This is a genomic window from Streptomyces sp. NPDC059010 (genome assembly GCF_042740355.1).
Classification (GTDB): domain Bacteria; phylum Actinomycetota; class Actinomycetes; order Streptomycetales; family Streptomycetaceae; genus Streptomyces.
This window is the reverse complement of the sequence record NZ_JBHYJA010000015.1, coordinates 62,329-86,789: the sequence shown is the minus strand read 5'-3', so window position 1 is coordinate 86,789 and position 24,461 is coordinate 62,329. Positions and strand designations below refer to the sequence as shown.

Here is a 24,461-nt window from a genome sequence, read left to right as displayed (position 1 = left end):
CGTGACACGCACTCATGTCTGTGATCTTCACGTGATCTACGCGGCATTAACTTGTGACAAGTGATCGTCTGCCTATACGTTCACGGATCAACGTCGGCGTCCAGGTTTCACGCGCCGCGGGTCACTGCTGTCTCGCGAAAGGTCCCCGCATGCTCTCCGGGAACGGTCGTCACCGTCGCCCCCGTCAGGCCCCGGCTCTCCTCGTCGCGGCCGGAGTGACCGGGTCAGCCATCGCCATCCCGCTCCTCGGCGCCACCGGCGCGAGCGCGGCCGAGGGCAACGTCTGGGACAAGGTGGCCGACTGTGAGACCGGCGGCTCCTGGAGTGCCGACAGCGGCAACGGCCGTTACGGCGGGCTGCAGTTGACCCAGGACGACTGGGACAAGTACGGCGGCCTCGACTACGCCCCGAGCGCCGACCTGGCGAGCCGCTCGCAGCAGATCGCGGTGGCCCAGAAGATCCTTGAGAACCAGGGCGTCGGTGCCTGGCGCACCTGCGGACTGCTCAGCGGGCTCACCCAGGAGTCCGGTTCGGTCGACCTGGACACGGGCGTCGAGGAGGACTCGCCGTCCGAGGTGTCCGGATCCTCCGGATTGCTCGATTCGTCCACGTCGTCTGGGTCGTCCGAGTCCAAGGGCTCGTCCGGCGGCTCCAGCGACTCCGACGACTCCGGCGACCCCTCGAAGTCGCCCAGCGGCTCCTCGGACACTTCGTCCGAATCCTCCCAGGATTACTCCGCTTCTTCCTCTTCACCCTCTTCGTCTTCTTCATCCCCTGAGGCCGACAACTCCTCCAAGTCCGACACGTCCTCCGGCGCAGATGTCTCGCAGTCGCCCGACAGCTCCCCCACGCTGACGCCCGACAGTGACAATCAGGACAACTCCGCACAGGACGAGGGCTCCTCGGGCCTGGTCGACACCGGGGCGTTCGACGTCGGAACGGACGACACGGCGGCCGACGCCGAGGCCGGCACCGGGCGCCACCGCGGCCCCAGCGCCGACGAGAGCGAGGGTGCCGACAGCGCCACCAAGCCCTCCGGTCGCCACGCCTCGTACACCGTCCGCGCCGGCGATACTCTCGCCTCCATCGCCGACTCCCTTGACCTCGACGGCGGGTGGCGCGCGCTGTACAAGGCGAACAAGAGCGCCATCGGTGCTGACGCGGACCACATCTTCCCCGGTCAGACCCTGGACGTCCCCGCCGAATAGGTACCGAACAGGGCGAAAAACAGCCGGAGTTCGCGTCACGGTTCGCGTGTAATGTCCGTTTTGAATGCAGTGAGAGATAGATCTCAGAAGCCCTGATCGTCTTTGTAATTCCGGGAATCGCTTGTCTACGGTCGTGATCGCTCGTCACCACGAGCCCCGGCTGCCGCAACGCCGAATCCTGCCAGCGGCCGTACGGGAACAGTCGTCGCGTAAAGCGCCGTAGGCAGGAGCGGGGGACCCAAGGTTTGCGCCGGGTCCGGCAGTTGAGGCCCTTCGGGGCCGGACGGCCGGAGTCGGCTTGGGGTGAAGCCGCGCAACGGGAGCCGAGAGGCGAGCGTGCGCGGCCGGGCAACTCAACCGGCCCGAACCCGACAGCTCACCTCGCAGGCGTCGGTGAGGGGATCTCTCCATGCTGTTCTCCAGCAAGGGCAAGCACCGTCGTCCGTCCAAGGCCGCTCGCGCCATCGCCGTCGTCGGCGTCACCGGTGCCGCCGCCGTCGCCGCTCCGCTGATGGCCGCAGGCAGCGCCTCCGCCGCCACCACCTCCGAGTGGGACGCCGTCGCGCAGTGCGAGTCCGGCGGCAACTGGTCGATCAACACCGGCAACGGCTACTACGGCGGTCTGCAGTTCTCCGCCTCCACCTGGGCCGCGTACGGCGGCACGGCGTACGCCTCCACCGCCAACCAGGCCACCAAGGCCCAGCAGATCGAGATAGCCGAGAAGGTCCTCGCGAGCCAGGGCAAGGGTGCCTGGCCGAGCTGCGGTGTCGGCCTGTCCGGCGCCTCCCCCAGCGGCTCCTCCTCCAGCGGCTCCTCGCAGAGCAGCGAGAGCACCACCCGCTCCTCCGAGCAGCAGTCGGCCTCCCGCTCCACGGACCGCCCGGCCGCCAAGAAGAGCACCAAGACCGTCACCACCCCGACCGGCAAGAAGGTCAAGAAGGGCGACGGCGAGTACAAGGTCGTCAAGGGTGACACCCTCAGCTCCATCGCCGAGAAGCACGACGTCAAGGGCGGCTGGGAGAAGCTCTTCAAGCTGAACAAGGACATCGTCGAGGACGCGAACCTGATCTACCCGGGTCAGCAGCTGCACCTGAAGTAAGGGCCGCGCCCGAAGTTGTACCCGGGCGACAGCTGAACCACAGCGCCCTCACATCCGTGGAAGTGAGAGTGAGGGCGTCGTGAGGTTCACCCCCGTCCCCACGAACTCCCCGCCTCGGTGCGTCTTCCCCCGTACGCACCGGGGCGGGGCTTTTTGTACCGTGTCTTTGTTTCGTTCGGAAACAATTTACTCTCGGTTCTGTCCACGGGGCGGTCGACCAGTGGCTGAAGCCCCGGAGCCGGTTAGGCTCGTCTCGCAGTACCCACCACGGTCTGCGTACCCGCGTCACATCCCATGAAGGAGATGCTCGTGCCGTCCATCGACGTCGTCGTAGCCCGGGAAATCCTGGACTCCCGAGGCAACCCCACGGTCGAGGTCGAGGTCGGCCTCGACGACGGCAGCACGGGTCGTGCCGCCGTTCCGTCCGGCGCTTCCACCGGCGCCTTCGAGGCCATCGAGCTCCGCGACGGTGACCCCAACCGCTACCTGGGCAAGGGTGTCGAGAAGGCCGTCCTCGCCGTCATCGAGCAGATCGGCCCGGAGCTCGTCGGCTACGACGCCACCGAGCAGCGGCTGATCGACCAGGCCATGTTCGACCTGGACGCCACCGACAACAAGGGCTCCCTCGGCGCCAACGCCATCCTCGGCGTCTCCCTCGCCGTCGCCCACGCCGCCTCCGAGGCCAGCGACCTGCCGCTGTTCCGCTACCTGGGCGGCCCGAACGCGCACCTGCTGCCGGTGCCGATGATGAACATCCTGAACGGCGGCTCGCACGCCGACTCCAACGTGGACATCCAGGAGTTCATGATCGCCCCGATCGGCGCGGAGTCCTTCTCCGAGGCCCTGCGCTGGGGCACCGAGGTCTACCACACCCTCAAGAAGGTGCTGAAGGGCCGCGGCCTGTCCACCGGCCTCGGCGACGAGGGCGGCTTCGCCCCGAACCTCGGCTCCAACCGCGAGGCCCTCGACCTCATCCTTGAGGCCATCAAGGAGGCCGGCTACACCCCGGGCGAGCAGATCGCCCTGGCGCTCGACGTCGCCGCGTCCGAGTTCTACAAGGACGGCTCCTACACCTTCGAGGGCAAGAGCCGCTCCGCCGCCGAGATGACCGAGTACTACGCCGAGCTCGTCGCGGCGTACCCGCTCGTCTCCATCGAGGACCCGCTGTTCGAGGACGACTGGGACGGCTGGAAGACCATCACCGACAAGCTCGGTGACAAGGTCCAGCTCGTCGGCGACGACCTGTTCGTCACCAACCCCGAGCGCCTCGCCCGCGGCATCGACGACGGCGCGGCCAACGCCCTGCTGGTCAAGGTCAACCAGATCGGCTCGCTGACCGAGACCCTGGACGCCGTCGAGCTCGCCCAGCGCAACGGCTTCAAGTGCATGATGTCCCACCGCTCCGGCGAGACCGAGGACGTCACCATCGCCGACCTGGCCGTCGCCACCAACTGCGGCCAGATCAAGACCGGCGCCCCGGCCCGCTCCGAGCGCGTCGCCAAGTACAACCAGCTGCTCCGCATCGAGGAGATCCTCGACGACGCCGCCGTCTACGCCGGCCGCAGCGCCTTCCCGCGCTTCAAGGGCTGACCCCGGCTGACCCCACCTGGGTAAGCCTTAGCCAGTCGTACGTACGTCCCTGTACTCGGTCCCGTACCGTGTGCGGGGACGTACGCACGTGAGAGGGGAGGCGGAGAGCCGATGGCCGTCAAGGACCGGGACCGTTTCTCCACCGCGACCAGGATCCGGTTGCTCGGCGAGCAGACGGCGGCCCGTGTCTACCGCTCCCAGACCAAGCGGCAGGCCCGGCGCTCCAGGCTCACCGGACGCGCCGCGCTGCTCGCGCTGGTCCTCTGCTCCATGGTGGTGGCGCTCGCGTACCCGATAAGGCAGTACGTCTCCCAGCGCGCCGAGATCGCCGATCTGCGGCGGCAGAAGGAGGAGGCGGCCGAGCGGGTCGAGCAGCTGCGCGACCGCAAGGCACGCTGGCAGGACGACGCGTACGCCGAGCAGCAGATCCGGGAGCGGCTGCACTATGTGATGCCCGGGGAGACCGGCTACATCGTGGTCGACCCGGACGCCGCCAAGCAGTCGCGGACCGAGCTGGGGGCGGCCGACCGGCCCTGGTACTCGAACATCTGGGACGGGGTCGACAAGGCCGACGCCGCCGGTCAGTGAGAGCCGCCGCCGACCAGTGAGAACCGACCGCCGGGACCGAACGACAGATCTCCGGCGAGAACCGATAGAAAGACAGGCATGCAAACGCCCCCGCCGCCCACCCCGCGCACCGAGCCCACCGACGCGGACGTCGAGGCTTTCAAGCAGCAGCTCGGACGGCCCCCGCGCGGGCTGCGCGCGATCGCGCACCGGTGCCCGTGCGGACAGCCGGACGTCGTCGAGACGGCCCCGCGCCTGCCCGACGGCACGCCCTTCCCGACGCTGTACTACCTGACGTGCCCGAAGGCGTCGTCGGCGATCGGCACGCTGGAGGCGAACGGCGTGATGAAGGAGATGTCGGCGCGGCTGGAGACCGACCCGGAGCTGGCCGCCGCGTACCGCGCCGCGCACGAGGACTACATCCGGCGACGCGACGAGATCGAGGAGCTCAAGGGGTTCCCCAGCGCGGGCGGCATGCCGGACCGGGTGAAGTGCCTGCACGTTCTCGTCGCGCATTCGCTGGCGGCCGGGCCGGGGGTGAACCCGCTGGGGGACGAGGCCCTCGCGATGCTGCCGGAGTGGTGGCGCAAGGGAGCCTGTGTGACGCTCCCGGCGGAGTCCGAGAAGTCCGAGGGGGCCGCTCAGTGACCCGCGTCGCCGCCATCGACTGCGGTACCAACTCCATCCGGCTTCTCGTCGCCGACGTCGACCCGGCCACCGGGGACCTCGTCGACCTGGACCGCCGTATGACCATCGTGCGCCTCGGTCAGGGCGTCGACCGCACGGGCCGGCTCGCGCCCGAGGCGCTGGAGCGCACCTTCGCCGCCTGCCGAGACTACGCGGCGATCATCAAGGAGCACGGCGCCGAACGGGTGCGGTTCGTCGCCACCTCCGCTTCCCGGGACGCCGAGAACCGGGACGAGTTCGTGCGCGGGGTCATGGAGATCCTGGGTGTCGAGCCCGAGGTCATCACCGGGGATCAGGAGGCCGAGTTCTCCTTCACGGGGGCGACCAGGGAGCTGGCGGGCCGCGAGGATCTGCACCGGCCCTACCTCGTCGTGGACATCGGCGGCGGGTCGACCGAGTTCGTCGTCGGGGAGCAGCACGTCCGCGCGGCGCGCTCCGTGGACGTCGGGTGTGTGCGGATGACCGAGCGGCATCTCGTGCGGGACGGCGTGGTCTCGGATCCGCCGTCCGAGGAGCAGATCGCGGCGATGCGGGCCGACATCGAGGCGGCCCTCGACCTCGCCGAGAAGACCGTGCCGCTGCGCGAGGCCAGGACGCTGGTGGGGCTCGCCGGGTCGGTCACGACCGTGTCGGCGATCGCCCAGGAGCTGCCCGAGTACGACTCCGTACGGATCCACCACTCCCGGGTCGGCCACGACCGGGTGCGGGAGATCAGCGAGTGGCTGCTGCACTCCACCCACGCGGAGCGCGCCGCCGTACCGTCCATGCATCCGGGGCGGGTTGACGTCATCGCGGCCGGCGCCCTGGTGCTGCTCGCGATCATGGAGCGGATCGGTGCCGAGGAGGTCGTGGTGAGCGAGCACGACATCCTCGACGGCATCGCCTTCAAGGTGGCGGAGGACGCGCAGGACTCGGAGGACGCCAGGCGCGGTGCCTGACGCGCGCGTCGACGCGGAACGGCCCCGGATCCTCGTGGTGAGGAACCGGGGCCGTCGTATGGGCCCGTGCGGGCTGTCCATCAGTTGCAGAGGAGCACCAGCAGACCGCTGCAGCTCCCCCCGTCACCATCGTCGCCGTGGTGATGTCCGTGGCCGTGGTGGTGGCCGTGGCCATGGTCGCCGTAGGCCACCGTGGACTTCGCGGCGATGGGTGAGGCGGCGGCGGATGCGGCCGTCGCCGCCCCTGCTGCGAGCGCGATGCCGAGGGCAGCGCTGACCGTGACTATTCGAGCGGTGGCCCGCTTGAGGGCCTTCTGTGAGGTGATCATGGCTGCACGCTATGCACACTTTTATCCAGGCGCGCGCGGAATGTGGCTGACGGGTGAACGGTGATCCAGATCGCCGCCGGAGGGTGGCCCGGGTCTCGTTTGTTACTGCGCAGTAGCCATCGGTTGAGCAGGTCGGCTAGCGTATGAGCACCTCCTGGGGGCGCATTCGGGCCCCTTCACGACCTCCGCACGAGCCCTGCGAACGGCCTGCGGGAGAAAGTTCGTGAAGTTCTTCACAAGGAAATCGGCCCAGTCGAAGCGCGGATGGGTGCCGGTTGACCCTTCCGAGGGGCGAACAGGCCCTTGAACATGTTCAGATGGACGGTGTAAGGAGGGTCCAGGAGGTCGGCTCCGGAGGGTGTTTCGGTCCGCTCACGGAGGGCTCGACGAGGCAGAGAGGCAGCTCACGCGGCATTGACAACGGGTCGGACCCGGACCCGGTTCCCGATCGTGACCATGACCTGCGTCACGAGGGCCGGGGAGTGTAGCACGAGGCCTGCAAGAGCTTGTGAAGGGGCGCACGAGCGACCCCCCTGGGGCGGGTGGATACTCGATGGCATGAGCACCACGGAGCGTCCCAGGATCCTCGTAGTAGGCGGTGGGTACGTAGGCCTGTACGCAGCTCGGCGCATCCTCAAGAAGATGCGCTACGGAGAGGCGACCGTCACGGTCGTCGACCCCCGGTCGTACATGACCTACCAGCCCTTCCTTCCCGAAGCCGCCGCCGGCAGCATCTCCCCGCGCCACGTCGTCGTCCCGCTGCGACGCGTGCTGCCCAAGGCGGAGGTTCTCACCGGCCGGGTCACCACCATCGACCAGGACCGCAAGGTCGCCACGATCGCCCCGCTGGTCGGCGAGGCGTACGAGCTGCCCTTCGACTACCTGGTGATCGCGCTCGGCGCGGTCTCCCGTACCTTCCCGATCCCCGGCCTCGCCGAGCAGGGCATCGGTATGAAGGGCATCGAGGAGGCCATCGGCCTGCGCAACCACGTCCTTGAGCAGCTGGACAAGGCCGACTCCACGACCGACGAGGAGATCCGCCGCAAGGCGCTCACCTTCGTCTTCGTCGGCGGTGGCTTCGCGGGCGCGGAGACCATCGGCGAGGTCGAGGACCTGGCCCGCGACGCGGCGAAGTACTACACCAACGTGTCCCGTGAGGACATGCGGTTCATCCTCGTCGACGCCGCCGACAAGATCCTTCCCGAGGTCGGCCCGAAGCTCGGCCAGTACGGCAAGGAGCACCTGGAGGGCCGCGGGGTCGAGGTCTACCTCTCCACCTCCATGGACTCCTGCGTCGACGGCCACGTCGTGCTGAAGAACGGGCTTGAGGTCGACTCGAACACGATCGTGTGGACGGCCGGCGTCAAGCCGAACCCCGCCCTCGGCCGTTTCGGTCTGCCCCTCGGCCCCCGCGGTCACGTCGACTGCGAGACGACGCTCCAGGTCAAGGGCACCGACTACATCTGGGCCGCCGGCGACAACGCCCAGGTCCCGGACCTCGTCGGCCGCAAGGCGGGCAACGAGAACGCCTGGTGCCCGCCGAACGCCCAGCACGCGCTGCGCCAGGCCAGGGCCCTCGGTGACAACGTGATCTCCGGTATGCGGGGCTTCCCGCAGAAGGACTACGAGCACGCCAACAAGGGTGCGGTGGCCGGTCTCGGCCTCCACAAGGGCGTGGCGATGATCGTCATGGGCAAGATGAAGATCAAGCTCAAGGGCCGTCTCGCCTGGTACATGCACCGCGGCTACCACGGTCTGGCCATGCCGACCTGGAACCGCAAGGTCCGCGTCTTCGCCGACTGGACCCTCGGCATGTTCCTCAAGCGCGAGGTCGTCTCCCTCGGTGCGATGGAGCACCCGCGCGAGGAGTTCTACGAGGCCGCCAAGCCGGTGCCCGCGGCGCTGAAGCCGGAGAAGACCGAGGCGAAGGCCTCCTGACCTCTTCCGGTCGCTGAACCGAACCGAAGGACCTCCCGCCATCCGTGGTGCGGGAGGTCCTTCGGCGTTCCTGCCGGACGGGCTAAAAGAACGCGCGTGAGGGACTGTGTCCGGGCCCGTCAGGTGTTTACGTGGTGTTGGACATTCCGGGGTCCCTCATCACGGAGGTGTGCGCCATGGCCGACGCCGCGGTGCGGCTGAAGGGTCTTCTCGAACAGGTGCTGGGAGCGCCGCTCCCGGTGGGCATCCGCGCCTGGGACGGTTCGCGGTCGGGGCCGCCGGGCGCGCCGACTCTCGTCGTACGGAACCGGCGTGCGGTGCGCCGGCTGCTGTGGAAGCCCGGTGAGCTGGGGCTCGCCCGGGCCTGGGTCGCCGGGGACCTCGAAATCGAGGGGGATCTGTACGCCGCCCTCGATCTGCTCGCGGGGATCGTGTGGGAGCGGGGCGAGGACGACGCCCGGAGCCTGGCTCAGGCGCTCCGGGACCCCGAAGTACGGGCCGCGGTCCGCGGCCTGGTCCGGCTCGGCGGGCTGCCGCTGCCGCCCGCGCCGCCTCCCGAGGAGGTCCGCCGGCACCGCGCCCATCTGCACACCAAGCGCACCGACAAGCGCGCCATCAGCCACCACTACGACGTCGGCAACGACTTCTACGAGATCGTCCTCGGGCCGTCCATGGTGTACTCCTGCGCCTACTGGCCCGCCCCGCCCCCGCAGGGCACCCTCGAAGCCGCCCAGCGCGACAAGCTCGACCTCGTCTGCCGCAAGCTCGAACTCCGGCCCGGCCGGCGGCTGCTGGACGTCGGCTGCGGCTGGGGCTCCATGGCCGTGCACGCGGCCCGCGAGTACGGCGTGCACGTCGTCGGCATCACCCTCTCCCAGGAGCAGGCGGCGTACGCCCGCAAGCGCGTCGCCGGCGAGGGGCTGACGGACAAGGTGGAGATCCGCGTCCAGGACTACCGGGACGTCACCGACGAGTCGTACGACGCCGTCTCCTCCGTCGGGATGGCCGAGCACGTCGGTGCCGACCGGTATCTGGAGTACGCCGATGCGCTGTTCCGGCTGCTGAAGCCCGGCGGCAGGCTGCTCAACCACCAGATCGGGCGGCGGCCGCAGCGCGACGAGTCCACGTACGAGGTCGACGAGTTCATCGACGCCTATGTGTTTCCCGATGGCGAGCTCCAGCCCATCGGCGTCACGGTCACCCAGCTCGAACGCGCCGGGTTCGAGGTGCGTGACGTGGAGTCGATCCGGGAGCACTACGCCCTGACGCTGCGGCGCTGGGTCGCCAACCTGGAGGCGGAGTGGGCGCGGGCGGTCAAGCTGACCAGCCCCGGGCGGGCCCGTGTCTGGCGGCTGTACATGGCCGCCTCCGCGCTGGCCTTCGAGCGCAACCGCATCGGCGTCAACCAGGTGCTGGCGGTCAGGACACCCGATTCCGGTGACTCGGGGATGCCGCTGCGAGCCCGTACCTGGGGCTGACACGCCAAGGGCCCCGCTCCTTCCCAGGAGCGGGGCCCATGTGCTCGTACCGCTATTCCGCCTTGATCGCGTTCAGCATGTTCAGCCGCGCGGCATTGCGGGCCGGCCACAGTGCGGCCAGGACGCCCACCAGTCCGGCCAGCACCAGGAAGATGCCGATCCGGTCCCAGGGCAGGACCAGCCGGTAGCCCGGGATCTGGTCCGCGAAGGTCTCGCCGATCGCCCAGCCGAGGAACGAGCCGAGACCGATGCCGACCACCGCGCCGAACACCGAGATGACCACGGCCTCCAGCCGGACCATCCGCTTCACCCGGCGCCGGTCGAGCCCGATCGCCCGCAGCATGCCGATCTCCTGCTGCCGTTCGAAGACCGACATCGCGAGGGTGTTGACGACACCCAGCACCGCGATGATCAGGGCCATCGCCAGCAGGCCGTACATGATGTTCAGCATGGTGTTGATGACGCCGCCGAACTCGTTGCGGATGTCCTGCCGGTCCATGACCGTGATCGCGGGGTTGTCGCCCAGCGCGTCGATGAGGACCTTCTCGTTCGCCGCGGACTGGCCGCCGTCCACCTTCACGAAGATCTGCCGGATGTACGGCGTCGTCTCGTGCGCGTTCACCACCTTCTTGTCGACGAGGACGGGGGAGAGGAACTCGCTGTCCTTGTAGACGGCGCCGACCGTCAGCGTGGCCTTCTTCTCGTCGGCGAAGGTGAAGGCGATGCTGTCGCCGGGCTTCCAGCCCTTGCTCCTGGCCGTCTTCTCGGCGACCGCGATCTGCCCCTTCGCGAGCGAGTCGGCGCTGCCGCTGACGACGTCCACGTTCAGGACCTGCTGGATGTCGCCCGGGGTGACCGCGGAGGCGGAGACGTAGTCGTCGTCGGCCTGGAGGTAGGCGTCCTGCTGCGGCGAGACCGCGGAGACGCCCTTGGCCTTCTCCAGCGCCGTCAGCGCGGACTGGTCGAGGTCGCCGCCGTTCGCCATCGAGACCATGTAGTCGGCCTTGATGTTGTCCGTGGTCATCTTGTCGATGGCCGTGCCGACCGTGATGCCGAGCACCGACAGACCGGTCACCAGCGTCAGCCCGATCGCCAGTGCGGAGGCGGTGGCGCCGGTACGGCGCGGGTTGCGGACCGCGTTCTGGCCGGCCAGCTTGCCGGCCACCCCGAAGGGGCCCACGAGCAGCGGACGGACGAGCGCGATCACGGGCCGGGACAGCAGCGGGATCAGGATGATCACACCGACCAGTGCGAAGAACGCGCCCGCCGCGATGTACATCCGGCCGTCGTCGCCGCCGGTCGAGGCACCCAGCACGATCCCGGCCGCGCCGAGGGCGGTGATGGCCGCGCCGATGGAGTTGCGCACCACCAGCGACTTGGTGGTCGCCACCGCGTGGACGCTGCTCATGGCCGCCACCGGCGGGATCTTCGCGGCCCGGCGGCCGGGCAGCCAGGCGGCGAACATCGTGATCAGCACACCGACCGCGACCGCGGCGAGCACCGGCGTGGCGGACAGGATCAGCGGGCCGTCCGGGATCTTCATCTCGAACGCGGCCATGCCGGACCGCAGTCCGACCGCGAGGCCGATACCGAGGGCGAAGCCGATCACCGAGGCGACGAAGCCCACCACGGCGGCCTCGGCGAGCACCGAGCGGGTGATCTGCTTGCGCGACGCACCGACGGCGCGCATCAGGGCGATCTCCTTGGTGCGCTGGGCGACCAGCATCGTGAAGGTGTTGGAGATCAGGAAGATCCCGACGAACAGCGCGATGCCCGCGAAGCCCAGCAGGACCTGCTTGAGCGAGCCCAGACCCTGCTCGATCTGCTCGGCCTGCTGGTCCGCGAGCGCCTGGCCGGTCTCGGCGTCGGCGGTGTCCGGCAGCAGCGGCTTGACCGCGGCGAGGACCTTGGCGTCGTCGGCGCCGGGGTCGGCGGTGACGGTGACGCTCTCGAAGTAGCCCGGCTTGAGGTACTGCTTCTGGGCGACCGCGGTGTCGAAGAGGACGAGGCTGCCGCCGGCGTTCACGGCGCCGTCCTCGGTGGTGAAGACACCGCTGAGGGTGTACTCCTTCACCGGGCCGTTGGTGGCGACGCGCACCCGGTCGCCGACCTGGTACTCGCCCTTGGTCGCGGACTCCTCGTCCAGGGCGATCTGATCGTCCTTCACCGGTCCGGAGCCGTCGGTGAAGGTGTAGGCGCTGTCCTTGCCGTCCTTGCCGGGGGCGAAGTTGGAGCCCTTGTTGGACCAGCCGACGCCGATCAGCTTGCCGTCGGGGTCGGCGACCCCGGCGAAGCCCTCGACGCGGCCGTACGCGCCGGTGACGCCGTCCACGGCGGAGATCTTGTCGAGGGTCTTCCGGGAGAGGCCGGGCTCTTCCTTGGGGTCGTCCGGGTCGGCGTGCGAGGTGACGGAGACGGCGACGTCGTCGTAGCTCTTCGCCGACTGGTTGCGGAAGGCGTTGGAGAGGGTGTCGGCGAAGACCAGGGTGCCGGAGACGAACGCGACGCCGAGCATGACGGCGAGCACGGTCATCAGGAGCCGGGCCTTGTGCGCGAGTACGTTGCGCAGGGCTGTGCGGAACATCAGCTGGTGCGGCCCTTCGCGTCGAACTGCTTCATGAAGTCGAGGACGTTGTCCGCCGTCGGCCGGTACATCTCGTCGACGATCCGTCCGTCGGCCAGGAACACCACGCGGTCCGCGTAGGCCGCGGCCACCGGGTCGTGGGTCACCATCACCACCGTCTGCCCCAACTCCCGTACGGAGTTGCGCAGGAAGCCCAGCACCTCGGCGCCGGAGCGCGAGTCGAGGTTTCCGGTCGGCTCGTCACCGAAGATGATCTCGGGCTTGGAGGCCAGGGCGCGGGCGACGGCCACACGCTGCTGCTGGCCTCCGGAGAGCTGGGCGGGGCGGTGGCTCAGCCGGTCGGCGAGGCCGACCATGCGGATCACCGAGTCCAGCCACTGCTTGTCCGGCTTACGGCCCGCGATGTCCATCGGAAGGGTGATGTTCTCCAGTGCGGTCAGCGTCGGCAGCAGGTTGAACGCCTGGAAGATGAAGCCGATCTTGTCCCGGCGCAACTTGGTGAGCTGCTTGTCCTTCAGGGAGCCCAGCTCGGTCTCGCCGATGCGCACGGAGCCGGAGGAGAAGGTGTCCAGACCGGCCACGCAGTGCATCAGCGTGGACTTGCCGGAGCCGGAGGGGCCCATGATCGCGGTGAACTCGGCCTGCCGGAACTCGACGGTGACGCGGTCCAGGGCGACTACCTGGGTCTCGCCTTGTCCGTAGATCTTCGACAGATCCGTGGCACGCGCGGCCACGGTGGTGGTCCGGCCGGCGATGGATGCGGTGGTCACGAGAGGAACGCTCCTGAAGGACGACGGTGTGTTCGAAGGACTCGTCCATCGTCCCGGCCGGGAACCGCCGTGTAGTCCATCCCTGTTCTGGTTCCGAAGGCAGACTGCGGACGGACCACGGGCGCCTGTGTCATACCTGAGGATGACGAGCGACCCTGACGGGCGTTCACGTCGGGAACAGGTGGAGCGTCCTTGTTTGGACGGTGAAATTCCGTCATTCCGCATGCACCGCCGACCGCCGCACGCAAGGCTATTGGCAAGTGCGGATGGCGTGTTCCGCGGGCTGATGCACCCTCAGACGTCAATAAAATAAGACAACATCGGTCCGCCCGTCCGCTGTTCGGGGGACGTATCCCGATAGGCTCGGAACCTCGATGCGGAAGCCCATGGCCTGCCCAGATGGTGGAATGCAGACACGGCGAGCTTAAACCTCGCTGCCCCTTCGCGGGCGTGCCGGTTCAAGTCCGGCTCTGGGCACTTCCGACGTTCGTCGATCCCTGCAGCATTCATTGACACCTCATGACGAGGGGGGCACACTCCTGTTCGGAAGTTGGTGAATTAAATTTCACCACACGAACAACGGGAACAGAGAGGTTCGGCGATGCGCACCACCGTCGGCATCATCGGAGCGGGCCCCGCCGGCCTCCTCCTCGCCCGGCTGCTCCACAACGCCGGCATCGACTCGGTCGTCCTGGAGAGCCGCGACCGCGCCTACGTCGAGCACCGTCAGCGCGCCGGAATCCTGGAGCAGGGCACGGTCGACGTACTGCGCGCGGCCGGCGCCGGGGAGCGCATGGACCGCGAGGGCCTGCGGCACGACGGCATAGAACTGCGCTACGACCGCAAGCGCCACCGTGTCGACTTCCCCGCCCTCACCGGCGGCCGGTCCGTGACGGTCTACGCCCAGACCGAGGTCTGCAAGGACCTCATCGCTCTCCAACTCAAGGAGGGCGGCCCGCTGTTGTTCGAGACGGAGGCCCTGGTGGTGGAGGGCGCCGAGACCGACAGCCCGCGCGTGCGCTTCCGCCACAAGGGCGTCGAGGGCGTCGATGGCGTGGAGGACGTGGAGGACGTCCTCGAATGCGACTACGTCGTCGGCTGCGACGGCTTCTGGGGCGTGTCCCGCATGGCGATCCCCGCCGAGCTGACCCGGGTCTTCGAGCGGACGTACCCCTTCGGCTGGCTCGGCATCCTGGCCGACGTCGCCCCCTCCCACGACGAGTTGGTCTACGCCCGCCACGACCGAGGCTTCGCGCTCCTGTCCATGCGCTCCCCGTCCGTCTCCCGCCTCTACCTCCAGGTGCCCGAGGGCACGGACGCCGAGGCATGGCGCGACGACGAGATCTGGACGGAGCTGGAGCGCCGCTTCGAGACCGCCGACGACTGGCGCCTGGAACGCGGCCCCATCACCCAGAAGTCCGTCACGCCCATGCGCTCCTACGTCCACGAGCCCATGCGCCACGGCCGCCTGTTCCTGGCCGGGGACGCGGCGCACATCGTGCCGCCGACGGGCGCGAAGGGCCTGAATCTGGCCGTCGGTGACGTCGTCACCTTCGCGCGGGCACTGACGTATGAGAGGGAGACGGGTTCGTCGGAGCTGCTCGACGGCTACTCCGCGACCTGTCTGCGGCGCGTCTGGCAGGCCGAGCGGTTCTCCTACGACATGACGACGCTGCTGCACCGCGCCCCCGACGCCACGCCCTTCGAGGACCGGCTCCAGCTGGCGCGGCTGGAGCGGATAGCCGGGTCGAGGGCCGCCGAGACGGACCTCGCCGAGGCGTACACCGGGTTCCCGTTCGGGTGAGCGGGTGCCGGGGCCGGGCGGGTGATCTCCGATCGATTCCGGCCACGTACCAGGTTCGTCATGAATGGGCCCCTCCGTGGCTGGGAATCACCCGGCCGCGTAGCGTGTTGCGCACCACGACGAGGGAAAGATCCTCCCCAAGCACTAGGGTCAATCCTTTGCCTACCTATTACTCTTGAGCCAAGGCCGCGCACGGCGGCCATGGAGGAGTGAAATGAGGAGCAGCAACCCGGTCTTCTCGCGACGGGGGTTCAGCCGCGACAACGGCTACGCGGGCTTCAACACCGCGCCGCAGGCCGGGGGCGCCGCTGTCGGCACGCAGGGCAACCCGTACGCCCAGCCGCAGGCCGGCAACCCGTACGCCCAGAACCCGTACGCCCAGCAGGGCGTGCAGTACGGCGCGCCGCCGCAGGCCCCGGCCGCCACCGGCCGGATGACGATCGACGACGTCATCCTGCGCACCGGCACGACGCTCGGCACGCTGATCGTCACGGCCGCGCTGGCCTGGGCCCTGCTGCCGGTCGACGACGCGAACATCAGCCGGTCCTACGGCATCGCCATCGGCGCCGGTCTGATCGGCATGGTGCTGGCGCTCGTGCAGTCCTTCAAGCGCAAGGCCTCGCCCGCGCTGATCCTGTCGTACGCCGCGCTGGAGGGTGTCTTCCTCGGCGTCGTCTCCAGCGTCGTCGACAACCGCATCGCCAGCGGTGCGGCCATGCAGGCGGTGATCGGCACGATGGCGGTCTTCGCCGCGGTGCTGGTCGCGTACAAGGCGGGCTGGATCCGCGTCAACCGCCGGTTCTACGGCTTTGTGATGGCGGCCGCGCTCGGCTTCATCCTGCTCATGGCGGTCAACCTGCTGTTCGCCGTCTTCGGCGGCGGTGACGGCCTCGGCTTCCGCAGCGGCCCGCTCGGCATCGTCTTCGGCATCGTCGGCATCCTGCTCGGCGCCGCGTTCCTCGCCCTGGACTTCAAGCAGGTCGAGGACGGCATCGCCTACGGCGCGCCGCGCGAGGAGGCCTGGCTGGCGGCCTTCGGTCTCACGATGACGCTGGTGTGGATCTACATGGAGTTCCTGAGGCTCATCTCGATCCTCAACAACGACTAGCCTCCGGCGCTCGCGCGGCAGTTGCGCGGCAGTCGGCAGTCGTACAGCGAAGGGCCCCGGGTTCGTCCCGGGGCCCTTCGTCGTCTGCGCGCGCCTAGAGGAATTTGCGCGCCGCCCTCCTCAGGTCGTACTCATGAACGATCGCCTTCGCGTGGCCGTACGCGAGGTCGTATTCGTGGCGAAGCCAGCTGACCTTCTCCTCGAAGCGGATGAGAGCCGGTCCTTCTTCTACGGTGCGGAGCCAGTCGGAGACTTCACGACCGGTGCAGTGGGGGATGCGGGCGAGCATGTTGCGGTGGGTCTCCTCGGAGAGGACGTGGGACATCGGCGCCTCCGGACGCAAAGGGGATGTAAGCCGGTCCTTCAGGTCACCGTGCCTGAGCGTTCGCCCGTTGGCAACAGTCGCGTACGCTCACGGCGTGGTTGATACGACGCGTTTGACCCGAGCCGTGGAGCACTTCGCCGATCGTTTGAGGGCGGCGCCGCAGAGTCGGCTGCAGAGAGGTGGGGCGACGGAGGCCCTGCACTTGGCCAGAGAGCTGGCTCGGCGGGCTCAGGTGCTGGAGGCGCCCGGGGTGGAGCCCCGGGAGATGCCGGATGCGGGGATGTTTGCCGCGGCCGATCAGATCACCGTTGCCGTGCATGATCTGGCGGTCGTTGTCGAGGATGACGACCAGGTCGCCGACGCGGTGCGGTTGGTGGAGGAAGCGCAGAAGCGGGCGGGGGTCTAGGGCCGTCGGCGGCTGCGGGTTGTGGGGGCTTGTCGCGCAGTTCCCCGCGCCCCTTGAGGGCGTTGCAGAGCCTGTGCGCCCAGGAGAACCGCCCCTTACAGGCTCGCTATGACCCTGTCCGCCAGGATGTAGACGTTCTCCTCGCCGCACGCGAAGGTCAGGGTGTACGCGCCCGAGATTCCCGAACCGCCCAGCAGGACCGGGGTCTCGCCCGCTCGCAGGGCGGTGGCGAGGCGTTCGGCTGTTTCGCGGTGGCCCGGGGTCATACAGAGGGTGGTGCCGTCGGCGAAGACGTAGACGTCGAGGGTGCCCAGGGGGCCGGGGCGGACGTCGGTCAGTTCGGTGGCGGAGGCGGCCAGGTCCTCAAGGGTGGCGACCGTGCGCTCGTGATCGTTCACGACCGGTGACTGCACCGGGACGAAGTCCGGGTGGGAGGGGTGACGGCGGCGGGCCGCGGCCAGCTCGGGGGACTCTCCGGCGAACTCGTCCGTGTCCGCGGTCGGCTCGGTGACCGGCTCCAGATGCTCCAGGCCCGAGAAGTCGGCCTGGCGGGGCAGGAAGAGCTCGCTGTCGGACAGGCCCAGCAGCGTGGGCGAGTCGGAGGCGTCGCGGGACTCCTGGGCGGCCCAGAAGGCGCGCGCCTCGGCCAGCTCCCGCTCCCGCTCCTCGGCGAGCGCCTCGGCCACCGCGGCGCGTATCTCATCGGCGTCGGCGGCGTGGCGGGCCTGCGGGACGAGACCGCGGGCCGCTGCGGCGTTGTTCTGTGCCAGCTCGGTGTGCAGGGCCGCGACCTGTCGGCGCAGCACCATGAGGGTGCGCAGGACGGCGACGCCCACGGCGCCGGTGGCGGCCGTGGTGAGCAGCAAAGCGATCGGCATGGCGCTCACTGACGTACTCCCGGTTCAAAGTCGACCCCCGACTTCCTACATCAGCTTGAAGGGCGGACTATCCAGCTGTCAGTGCGTAACGTCACGAAACGGACAGGGTTTTGGGCCTGATGTTTGGTGGTGCAACGGCTCTGAGCTGCGTAAATCCCTCCGCAGAGGGAGATAGGTCACATCCTGGGGGAGATTGGATCACAAAACGGCCCAGAACCTTGGAGTTTCCCGGGTTCTGGGCCATTGGCTCACGGTGGGTCGTGAGTTGACTACTGAGAGGCTAGCGGCGAGGGGTCAGCTCAGGCGCTCGATGACCATCGCCATGCCCTGGCCGCCGCCGACGCACATCGTCTCCAGACCGAACTGCTTGTCGTGGTGCTGGAGGGAGTTGATGAGCGTGGTGGTGATGCGGGCGCCGGTCATGCCGAAGGGGTGGCCGACGGCGATGGCACCGCCGTTGACGTTCAGCTTGTCGATGTCGATGCCCAGGTCGCGGTAGGAGGGGATCACCTGGGCGGCGAACGCCTCGTTGATCTCGACCAGGTCGATGTCGTCGATGGTGAGACCGGCGCGGCGCAGGGCCTGCTGGCTCGCCTCGACCGGGCCGAGGCCCATGATCTCGGGGGAGAGGCCGGAGACGCCGGTCGACACGATGCGGGCGAGCGGGGTGAGGCCGAGCTCGCGGGCCTTGGTGTCGGACATGATGACGAGCGCGGCGGCGCCGTCGTTCAGGGGGCAGCAGTTGGCGGCGGTGACCAGGCCGTCGGGGCGGAAGACCGGCTTCAGGCCGCCGACGGCCTCCATGGTGACGCCGGCGCGCGGGCCGTCGTCCTTGCTCACGACCGTGCCGTCGGGGGTGGTGACCGGGGTGATCTCACGCTCCCAGAAGCCGTTCTTGATGGCTTCCTCGGCGAGGTTCTGCGAGCGGACGCCGAACTCGTCCAGCTCCTGGCGGGTGATGCCCTTCATCCGGGCGAGGTTCTCGGCGGTCTGGCCCATCGCGATGTAGGCGTCCGGCACGAGGCCGTCCTCGCGCGGGTCGTGCCAGGTCGTGCCCTCCTGCTGGGCGACCTCGGCGGTGCGGGCCTCGGCCTCGGCGAAGAGCGGGTTGTGCGTGTCCGGGATGCTGTCGGAGTTGCCCTTGGTGAAGCGGGAGACCGTCTCCACACCGGCCGAGATGAAGACGTCGCCCTCACCGGCCTTGATGGCGTGCAGGGCCATGCGGGAGGTCTGCAGGGAGGAGCTGCAGTACCGGGTGACGGTGCAGCCCGGGAGGTGGTCCATGCCCATCTGCACGGCGACGATACGGCCGAGGTTGTTGCCCTGCTCGCCGCCGGGCAGACCACAGCCGAGCATCAGGTCGTCGATGTCGCGGGGGTCCAGCTCGGGGACCTTGGCGAGGGCGGCCTGGATGATGGTGGCGGTGAGGTCGTCCGGGCGCAGGTCTTTGAGGGAGCCCTTGAAGGCGCGGCCGATGGGGGAGCGGGCGGTCGAGACGATCACGGCTTCGGGCATCACGGCTCCATTGACGTACGGGGTCAGGCAGGGCTGTGAGGGAAGTTACCCGTACGTACGTATCGGGTCACGGGAATAGGGGTGTGACCCTGGCCGCAATTTTCTAAGCGCTTGCTTACGGTGAGGGTGTCGCCGGGGAACGGTCCGGCTCCGGAACCCGCCGACGGCGCCGGCGCTTGAGCAGTGCCCATGGCCCCTTCGGCCCCGTCGGCATCGCCGCCGTGACCTCCGTACCCGCCTCCGAGGCGGCCTCGGCCGCGGCCCGGGCGACCGGGAGGAAGCCCTCGCGGCGGGTGACGTCGGGGCGCTCCTCCTCGGCCGGCCAGAGGCCGAGGGCCGCGCAGACCGTGGGGAGCACCGCCATCGCCGCTGTGGCGTAGCCCTCCGCCGAGGGGTGGTAGTTGTCGGGGCCGAACAGTTCGCGCGGGTTCGCCGCGAACTCCGGGCCGAGCAGGTCGCCCAGCGACACCGTGCGGCCTCCCTGCTCGACCGCGCCGATCGTCTGGGCGGCCGCCAGCTGGCGTGAGGCGCGCCGGGCCAGCCAGCGCAGCGGCTGCTGGACCGGTTCGATCGTGCCGAGGTCGGGACAGGTGCCGACGACCACCTCCGCACCGGCCGTGCGCAGCCGCCGTACCGCCGCGGACAGGTGACGGACCGACCGTGTCGCCGGCATCCGGTTCGTGACGTCGTTCGCGCCGATCATGATCACGCAGATCTCGGGCACCAGCGCGGGATCGGCGAGCACCAGGGCCACCTGGCGGTCCAGGTCGTCCGAACGGGCCCCCGGCAGCGCCACGTTGCGGAAGTCGACCGGCCGTTCCGCCACCGCCGCGAGCCCCGACGCCAGCAGTGCGCCCGGCGTCTCCCCCGCCCGGTGCACCCCCTGGCCCGCGGCCGTCGAGTCACCCAGCATCGTCAGCCGCAGCGGCGGCTCACCGGGGGTGTCGTACGTGCGGCCGTACCGTCCGTCGGCGCTCGGTACGTGGTTGCTCGTGCCGTTGCCCACATGGCGCCTGGCCAGCCGCACCTCGGCGAGGACGACACCGACGGCCGCCGCGCCGACCAGGCCGATCCCGCCTCCGCCGTACGCGGCGCCCGCCGCGATCCGCCGGGCCACCCGCGCCCTCGACATGCTCGTCATGCGTCGCAGCCACCTCCTCGAAGCCGTACATCCACTGCTTGCCCCGCACGGACCGTGGCCCAATCCCAACGGCGCGTGAACGACCTTCACGGGCCCCTGCGGGCCACCGGGCCTTAGGCTGGCGGAACCACTACGACCACCCTTTTTGCAGCATCCGGAGACAACGGTGCATTTTCACGATTCGATGATCAGTCTCGTCGGCAACACCCCGCTGGTGAGGCTCAACAACGTGACCAAGGGCATCCGGGCAACCGTCCTGGCCAAGGTCGAGTACTTCAACCCGGGCGGTTCCGTGAAGGACCGCATCGCCCTGCGCATGATCGAGGCCGCGGAGGAGAGCGGTGCGCTCAAGCCCGGCGGCACGATCGTCGAGCCGACCAGTGGCAACACCGGTGTCGGGCTCGCCATCGTGGCCCAGCAGAAGGGCTACAAGTGCATCTTCGTGTGCCCCGACAAGGTGAGCACCGACAAGATCAACGTCCTGCGGGCGTACGGGGCCGAGGTGGTCGTGTGCCCCACCGCGGTGGATCCCGAGCACCCGGACTCCTACTACAACGTCTCCGACCGGCTCGTGCGCGAGACGCCCGGCGCGTGGAAGCCGGACCAGTACTCCAACCCCAACAACCCGCTCTCCCACTACCACTCCACCGGCCCCGAGCTGTGGGAGCAGACGGAGGGGAAGATCACCCACTTCGTGGCGGGCGTGGGCACCGGCGGCACCATCTCCGGCACCGGCCGCTATCTGAAGGACGCCAGCGACGGCAAGGTGCAGGTCATCGGCGCCGACCCCGAGGGATCGGTGTACTCCGGCGGATCGGGGCGGCCGTATCTCGTCGAGGGCGTCGGTGAGGACTTCTGGCCGACCGCCTACGACCGGACCGTCGCCGACGAGATCGTCGCCGTGTCCGACAAGGACTCCTTCCAGATGACCCGGCGCCTGGCCCGCGAGGAGGGCCTGCTGGTGGGCGGCTCCTGCGGTATGGCCGTCGTCGCCGCGCTGAAGGTCGCCGAGCGGCTCGGGCCCGACGACGTGGTGGTCGTCCTCCTTCCCGACAGCGGCCGTGGCTACCTCAGCAAGATCTTCAACGACGAGTGGATGGCCGACTACGGATTCCTGGAGGACGAGGGCCCGAGCGCGCGCGTCGGTGACGTCCTGAGCGACAAGGAGCACGGCGCCATCCCGTCCCTCGTCCACATGCACCCGGACGAGACGGTCGGCCAGGCCATCGAGGTCTTGCGCGAGTACGGCGTCTCGCAGATGCCGATCGTGAAGCCGGGCGCCGGTCACCCGGACGTGATGGCCGCCGAGGTCGTCGGGTCCGTCGTCGAACGGGAGCTGCTGGACGCCCTGTTCACCAAGCGGGCCTCGCTGGACGACCCGCTGGAGAAGCACATGTCGGCCCCGCTGCCGCAGGTCGGCTCCGGTGAGCCGGTCGGTGACCTGATGTCCGTGCTGGGCGCGGCCGACGCGGCGATCGTCCTCGTCGAGGGCAAGCCGACCGGTGTGGTCAGCCGGCAGGACCTGCTGGCGTTCCTCGCCAAGGGCGGGAAGTAGCGGCAAACCTGCGGTGAACGTGCCGTGTCCGCGGCGAACTTGCGGTGACCGGGGCCGCTCGGGCTGTCGCGGAACTGGTACGAGCGCGACACGTTCACGCAGCACCCGCTTAACACGGGTCGGGCACATTAGTGGATGTCGGCAGGGCGGGAGCGGCTCCCCGCCCCGGCCGGCGCCGAACGTCCAAGGACCTCCGGAGCGGCTCCCGGACCTCCATGGACGCCACGGACGCGCAAGCCCGGCCCTGACCCGGCCCGCGTCCCTCGCGGGGACCGCCGTCGTCCCGCCCCCCGGCAACGGGGGTGCGGCGGTCCCCGCGGAATACTTTTGTGACCGACGGCCGGCTACACCTCCGCCGTGGTCCAACTCCCCAGCAGTGCCAGCTTCTCCGCCGCGTCCGAGCCCCGCTCCGGCGTGTACACCACCACCGTCTGCTCCGGGTCCGTCGGCACGGTCAGGGTCTCGAAGGGGAGGGACAGCAGGCCCGTGAGCGGGTGGTGGATGCGCTTCGTGCCGGACATACAGGCCTTGACCTGGTGGTCCGCCCACAGCCGGCGGAAGTCGGGGCTTCTGACGGACAGTTCGCCGATGAGGGCGTCCAGCCGTGCGTCATCGGGGCGGTGCCCGGCGTTCAGGCGCAGGTGGGCGGCGGCCTGGGCGGCGATGTCGGGCCAGTCCGGGAACGTGGTGCGGGCCTCGGCGCCGAGGAAGACCTGCCGGGGGATGTTGCGGTCGGCCGGGGCCGTACGGCTGTAGCCGTTCATCGCGTCGGCGAGGGAGTTCCAGGCGAGGATGTCCATGCGGGCGTCGATGACGAAGGCGGGCGTGCGGTCCATGCCGTCCAGCAGTGCCTGGACACCCGGCCGGACCCGGGCCGCTTCCGGCCTGCGCACATCCCGCCCGCGCCGGGGCCGGGCCACCGTACGCAGATAGGCGTGCTCCGTCTCGTCCAGCCGCAGCACCCGCGCTACGGCGTCCAGGACGGCGTCCGAGACGCTCCGCCCCCGGCCCTGTTCCAGACGGACGTAGTAGTCGACGCTCACTCCGGCCAGCTGCGCCACCTCCTCGCGGCGCAGCCCCGGCACACGGCGCCGCCCGTACGAGGGCAGCCCCACCTCCTCCGGCTGGATCCGGCCTCGGCGCGAGCGCAGGAAGTCTCCCAGGTCCCCGTCCATGGCTTCGAGCGTAGCCGCGCGGCGGGACGTGAGCCTGGTACTGCCAGACACAGGAACAACGCATCCCTGGGTAGGGCGGGCGCGGCGGCCGAGGGTGGGTGATGCCGCCGGGCGGGTCCCGGTGGCTCCCCAGCACAGACAGACCGAGACACGGAGGACCCCCCATGTCGTACGAGAACCTGACCGGCCGTACCGCCGTCGTGACCGGAGCCGCCAGCGGGATCGGCGAGGCCATCGCCGTGCTGCTCGCCGAGCGGGGCGCGCGGGTGGCGCTGCTGGCCCGGCGCGAGCAGCGGCTCGGCGAGGTCGCCGCGAAGATCACGGCCGGCGGCGGTGCGGCGCTGGCCGTCGTCGCCGATGTCACCGACGACGCGTCCGTGGACGCCGCCGTGGAGCGGATCCACGAGGCGTACGGGGCCGTCGACCTCGTCGTCAACAACGCCGGCGTCATGCTGGGCAACCCCGTGGAGGCGGGGCGGTTCGAGGAGTGGCAGCGGATGATCGACACCAATGTGACCGGGGTGCTGCGCGTCGTCCGGGCGTTCACCGGTGATCTGGTGGAGGCGGCGGGCGAGGGTCGCACGGCCGACCTGGTGAACATCTCCTCCGTCGGCGCCCATCTCGCCTTCCCCAACTACGCGGTGTACGGGGCGACCAAGGCCGCCGTCACGCATCTCTCCCAGTGCCTGCGCACCGAGTTCGGGCCGCGTGACGTACGGGTCACCAACATCGAGCCGGGGTTCGTGGAGAGCGAGCTGCGGCTGCACACCGACAACGCGGAGGTGTCGGGGCAGGTCGACGGCATGCTCGAAGCCGTGGGCGCCCTGGCCGCCGAGGAACTCGCCGATGTCGTGGCGTACGCGGTGAGCCGCCCGCGGCATGTGAACCTGCGGCAGATCATGGCGATGCCCACCCGGCAGGCGTGAGCCCGCCTCTCCGCCGGGGAGGTCTGCCAGGGGAGGCTCAGTCCTCCCAGCGGTCCTCGTCCTTTGCCGACTTGCGGTGCCAGCCCCGGAACAGTCCGGGGTTGGTGCGGGCCGCCTGGACGACGTTGACGCCGACGATGCCTGTCCAGGTGACGAGCAGGCCGGGCAGATGGGCGGTGCCGGCGCCGATGGCGGACAGCGGGACCGCCAGGACCAGCGAGACGATGCCGAAGCCGAAGCGCTCGCCGAAGGAGTCCGTCGGCCTCGGCGACCGCGCGCCCCTGGCCACCACCATCTGCTGCTCGGCCAGCTGCCGCCGCATCCGGCGCTCGACCGCCCCGTCGAGGGGGGGGGGGGGGGGGGGAGATCAAGATATCGAACTCCCCGCCGGGGTCTCTAAAACCCCCCCACACCCCGCGCGGCAGCGCTCGGGGTGTGTG

Annotated in this window: 21 protein-coding genes, 1 tRNA gene, 1 pseudogene and 1 riboswitch; of the genes and pseudogenes, 14 read left to right on the top strand and 9 right to left on the bottom strand. The window is 69.6% G+C overall.

Annotation, left to right across the window (positions count from 1 at the left end):
- The first annotated feature begins 149 nt into the window (after window positions 1–149).
- From ACFWYS_RS18140 to ACFWYS_RS18115, 6 genes are all read left to right on the top strand, one after another.
- A complete protein-coding gene (locus ACFWYS_RS18140; protein WP_384769335.1) occupies window positions 150–1,208 on the top strand; it encodes a transglycosylase family protein in 1,059 nt (352 codons plus the stop codon).
- 205 nt (window positions 1,209–1,413) lie between these two features.
- Window positions 1,414–1,613, top strand: a riboswitch (cyclic di-AMP (ydaO/yuaA leader).
- Window positions 1,614–1,617: 4 nt separating this feature from the next.
- A complete protein-coding gene (locus tag ACFWYS_RS18135) occupies window positions 1,618–2,307 on the top strand; it encodes a transglycosylase family protein (protein WP_384769332.1) in 690 nt (229 codons plus the stop codon).
- Window positions 2,308–2,616: 309 nt separating this feature from the next.
- Complete coding sequence (gene eno / locus ACFWYS_RS18130; RefSeq protein WP_384769329.1) at window positions 2,617–3,897, top strand: phosphopyruvate hydratase; 1,281 nt, start codon at window positions 2,617–2,619, stop codon at window positions 3,895–3,897.
- A 111-nt stretch (window positions 3,898–4,008) separates the two neighbouring features.
- Window positions 4,009–4,485, top strand: a complete 477-nt coding sequence (locus ACFWYS_RS18125; protein ID WP_384769326.1) for a septum formation initiator family protein — start codon at window positions 4,009–4,011, stop codon at window positions 4,483–4,485.
- Window positions 4,486–4,563: 78 nt separating this feature from the next.
- Complete coding sequence (locus tag ACFWYS_RS18120) at window positions 4,564–5,112, top strand: DUF501 domain-containing protein (protein WP_384769324.1); 549 nt, start codon at window positions 4,564–4,566, stop codon at window positions 5,110–5,112.
- Window positions 5,109–6,089 (top strand): exopolyphosphatase, encoded by a 981-nt coding sequence (locus ACFWYS_RS18115; RefSeq protein ID WP_384769321.1) that lies wholly within the window; start codon window positions 5,109–5,111, stop codon window positions 6,087–6,089. Before ACFWYS_RS18120 ends, ACFWYS_RS18115 begins: the two co-directional genes overlap by 4 nt.
- Before the next feature lie 80 nt (window positions 6,090–6,169).
- On the opposite strand, the gene ACFWYS_RS18110 is transcribed toward ACFWYS_RS18115, so the two are convergent.
- Window positions 6,170–6,418: a hypothetical protein gene (locus tag ACFWYS_RS18110; RefSeq protein WP_384769318.1), complete on the bottom strand. Its 249-nt coding sequence runs from the start codon at window positions 6,416–6,418 to the stop codon at window positions 6,170–6,172.
- A gap of 558 nt (window positions 6,419–6,976) precedes the next feature.
- Here ACFWYS_RS18110 and ACFWYS_RS18105 point away from each other — a divergent pair.
- Together ACFWYS_RS18105 and ACFWYS_RS18100 are read left to right on the top strand one after the other, a co-directional pair.
- Window positions 6,977–8,356 carry an NAD(P)/FAD-dependent oxidoreductase gene (locus ACFWYS_RS18105; RefSeq protein ID WP_384769316.1) on the top strand — a complete coding sequence of 460 codons (1,380 nt, stop codon included), beginning with the start codon at window positions 6,977–6,979 and terminating at the stop codon, window positions 8,354–8,356.
- A gap of 176 nt (window positions 8,357–8,532) precedes the next feature.
- Window positions 8,533–9,834 carry a class I SAM-dependent methyltransferase gene (locus ACFWYS_RS18100; protein WP_384769313.1) on the top strand — a complete coding sequence of 434 codons (1,302 nt, stop codon included), beginning with the start codon at window positions 8,533–8,535 and terminating at the stop codon, window positions 9,832–9,834.
- 52 nt (window positions 9,835–9,886) lie between these two features.
- On the opposite strand, the gene ACFWYS_RS18095 is transcribed toward ACFWYS_RS18100, so the two are convergent.
- Both ACFWYS_RS18095 and ACFWYS_RS18090 read right to left on the bottom strand, forming a co-directional pair.
- A complete protein-coding gene (locus ACFWYS_RS18095) occupies window positions 9,887–12,418 on the bottom strand; it encodes an ABC transporter permease (RefSeq protein ID WP_384769311.1) in 2,532 nt (843 codons plus the stop codon).
- Window positions 12,418–13,188, bottom strand: a complete 771-nt coding sequence (locus ACFWYS_RS18090; RefSeq protein WP_384769308.1) for an ABC transporter ATP-binding protein — start codon at window positions 13,186–13,188, stop codon at window positions 12,418–12,420. Before ACFWYS_RS18090 ends, ACFWYS_RS18095 begins: the two co-directional genes overlap by 1 nt.
- Window positions 13,189–13,581: 393 nt before the next feature.
- On the opposite strand from ACFWYS_RS18090, the gene ACFWYS_RS18085 reads away from it, so the two are divergent.
- The 3 genes from ACFWYS_RS18085 to ACFWYS_RS18075 all read left to right on the top strand — a co-directional run bounded on the left by ACFWYS_RS18085 (window position 13,582) and on the right by ACFWYS_RS18075 (window position 16,100).
- Window positions 13,582–13,665: transfer RNA gene (locus ACFWYS_RS18085), tRNA-Leu, on the top strand.
- Between the two features lie 124 nt (window positions 13,666–13,789).
- Window positions 13,790–14,992: a 4-hydroxybenzoate 3-monooxygenase gene (locus tag ACFWYS_RS18080; RefSeq protein ID WP_384769305.1), complete on the top strand. Its 1,203-nt coding sequence runs from the start codon at window positions 13,790–13,792 to the stop codon at window positions 14,990–14,992.
- Window positions 14,993–15,206: 214 nt separating this feature from the next.
- Window positions 15,207–16,100: a Bax inhibitor-1/YccA family protein gene (locus tag ACFWYS_RS18075; RefSeq protein ID WP_384769302.1), complete on the top strand. Its 894-nt coding sequence runs from the start codon at window positions 15,207–15,209 to the stop codon at window positions 16,098–16,100.
- A 94-nt stretch (window positions 16,101–16,194) separates the two neighbouring features.
- On the opposite strand, the gene ACFWYS_RS18070 is transcribed toward ACFWYS_RS18075, so the two are convergent.
- Window positions 16,195–16,425: a DUF4287 domain-containing protein gene (locus tag ACFWYS_RS18070; protein WP_272114907.1), complete on the bottom strand. Its 231-nt coding sequence runs from the start codon at window positions 16,423–16,425 to the stop codon at window positions 16,195–16,197.
- Between the two features lie 94 nt (window positions 16,426–16,519).
- Here ACFWYS_RS18070 and ACFWYS_RS18065 point away from each other — a divergent pair, with 94 nt between their 5' ends.
- The gene (locus tag ACFWYS_RS18065) at window positions 16,520–16,831 is read left to right on the top strand and encodes a hypothetical protein (RefSeq protein WP_384769300.1); all 312 of its coding nucleotides are present in this window, start codon (window positions 16,520–16,522) and stop codon (window positions 16,829–16,831) included.
- A 95-nt stretch (window positions 16,832–16,926) separates the two neighbouring features.
- Here ACFWYS_RS18065 and ACFWYS_RS18060 read toward each other — a convergent pair whose 3' ends face one another.
- The 3 genes from ACFWYS_RS18060 to ACFWYS_RS18050 form a co-directional block, all read right to left on the bottom strand.
- Window positions 16,927–17,709, bottom strand: coding sequence for a hypothetical protein (locus ACFWYS_RS18060; RefSeq protein WP_384769297.1), 783 nt, complete (start codon window positions 17,707–17,709; stop codon window positions 16,927–16,929).
- 294 nt (window positions 17,710–18,003) lie between these two features.
- Window positions 18,004–19,224 (bottom strand): acetyl-CoA C-acetyltransferase, encoded by a 1,221-nt coding sequence (locus ACFWYS_RS18055; RefSeq protein WP_384769295.1) that lies wholly within the window; start codon window positions 19,222–19,224, stop codon window positions 18,004–18,006.
- A gap of 115 nt (window positions 19,225–19,339) precedes the next feature.
- Entirely contained in the window at window positions 19,340–20,365 is a 1,026-nt protein-coding gene (locus ACFWYS_RS18050; protein ID WP_384769292.1) for an SGNH/GDSL hydrolase family protein, read from the bottom strand.
- A 166-nt stretch (window positions 20,366–20,531) separates the two neighbouring features.
- On the opposite strand from ACFWYS_RS18050, the gene ACFWYS_RS18045 reads away from it, so the two are divergent.
- On the top strand, window positions 20,532–21,920 hold the full coding sequence (locus ACFWYS_RS18045; RefSeq protein ID WP_384769289.1) for a cystathionine beta-synthase: 1,389 nt from the start codon (window positions 20,532–20,534) through the stop codon (window positions 21,918–21,920).
- A 344-nt stretch (window positions 21,921–22,264) separates the two neighbouring features.
- Here ACFWYS_RS18045 and ACFWYS_RS18040 read toward each other — a convergent pair whose 3' ends face one another.
- Entirely contained in the window at window positions 22,265–23,095 is an 831-nt protein-coding gene (locus tag ACFWYS_RS18040) for a helix-turn-helix transcriptional regulator (protein ID WP_384769286.1), read from the bottom strand.
- Window positions 23,096–23,259: 164 nt separating this feature from the next.
- On the opposite strand from ACFWYS_RS18040, the gene ACFWYS_RS18035 reads away from it, so the two are divergent.
- Window positions 23,260–24,021 (top strand): SDR family oxidoreductase, encoded by a 762-nt coding sequence (locus tag ACFWYS_RS18035; RefSeq protein WP_384769283.1) that lies wholly within the window; start codon window positions 23,260–23,262, stop codon window positions 24,019–24,021.
- A 37-nt stretch (window positions 24,022–24,058) separates the two neighbouring features.
- Here ACFWYS_RS18035 and ACFWYS_RS18030 read toward each other — a convergent pair.
- Window positions 24,059–24,367 (bottom strand): annotated as a pseudogene (locus tag ACFWYS_RS18030) (hypothetical protein); the annotation flags it as partial.
- Between the last annotated feature and the right edge of the window lie 94 nt (window positions 24,368–24,461).

What these genes read in the sequence shown, in the direction of transcription:
- ACFWYS_RS18100 (WP_384769313.1), top strand. Translation starts at nt 8,533, where the DNA reads ATGGCCGACGCCGCGGTGCGGCTGAAGGGTCTTCTCGAACAGGTGCTG.
- ACFWYS_RS18110 (WP_384769318.1), bottom strand. Translation starts at nt 6,418, where the DNA reads ATGATCACCTCACAGAAGGCCCTCAAGCGGGCCACCGCTCGAATAGTC.
- ACFWYS_RS18070 (WP_272114907.1), bottom strand. Translation starts at nt 16,425, where the DNA reads ATGTCCCACGTCCTCTCCGAGGAGACCCACCGCAACATGCTCGCCCGC.
- ACFWYS_RS18080 (WP_384769305.1), top strand. Translation starts at nt 13,790, where the DNA reads ATGCGCACCACCGTCGGCATCATCGGAGCGGGCCCCGCCGGCCTCCTC.
- ACFWYS_RS18055 (WP_384769295.1), bottom strand. Translation starts at nt 19,224, where the DNA reads ATGCCCGAAGCCGTGATCGTCTCGACCGCCCGCTCCCCCATCGGCCGC.
- ACFWYS_RS18140 (WP_384769335.1), top strand. Translation starts at nt 150, where the DNA reads ATGCTCTCCGGGAACGGTCGTCACCGTCGCCCCCGTCAGGCCCCGGCT.
- ACFWYS_RS18125 (WP_384769326.1), top strand. Translation starts at nt 4,009, where the DNA reads ATGGCCGTCAAGGACCGGGACCGTTTCTCCACCGCGACCAGGATCCGG.
- ACFWYS_RS18050 (WP_384769292.1), bottom strand. Translation starts at nt 20,365, where the DNA reads ATGACGAGCATGTCGAGGGCGCGGGTGGCCCGGCGGATCGCGGCGGGC.
- ACFWYS_RS18120 (WP_384769324.1), top strand. Translation starts at nt 4,564, where the DNA reads ATGCAAACGCCCCCGCCGCCCACCCCGCGCACCGAGCCCACCGACGCG.
- ACFWYS_RS18105 (WP_384769316.1), top strand. Translation starts at nt 6,977, where the DNA reads ATGAGCACCACGGAGCGTCCCAGGATCCTCGTAGTAGGCGGTGGGTAC.
- ACFWYS_RS18095 (WP_384769311.1), bottom strand. Translation starts at nt 12,418, where the DNA reads ATGTTCCGCACAGCCCTGCGCAACGTACTCGCGCACAAGGCCCGGCTC.
- ACFWYS_RS18040 (WP_384769286.1), bottom strand. Translation starts at nt 23,095, where the DNA reads ATGGACGGGGACCTGGGAGACTTCCTGCGCTCGCGCCGAGGCCGGATC.
- ACFWYS_RS18135 (WP_384769332.1), top strand. Translation starts at nt 1,618, where the DNA reads ATGCTGTTCTCCAGCAAGGGCAAGCACCGTCGTCCGTCCAAGGCCGCT.
- ACFWYS_RS18035 (WP_384769283.1), top strand. Translation starts at nt 23,260, where the DNA reads ATGTCGTACGAGAACCTGACCGGCCGTACCGCCGTCGTGACCGGAGCC.
- ACFWYS_RS18075 (WP_384769302.1), top strand. Translation starts at nt 15,207, where the DNA reads ATGAGGAGCAGCAACCCGGTCTTCTCGCGACGGGGGTTCAGCCGCGAC.
- ACFWYS_RS18060 (WP_384769297.1), bottom strand. Translation starts at nt 17,709, where the DNA reads ATGCCGATCGCTTTGCTGCTCACCACGGCCGCCACCGGCGCCGTGGGC.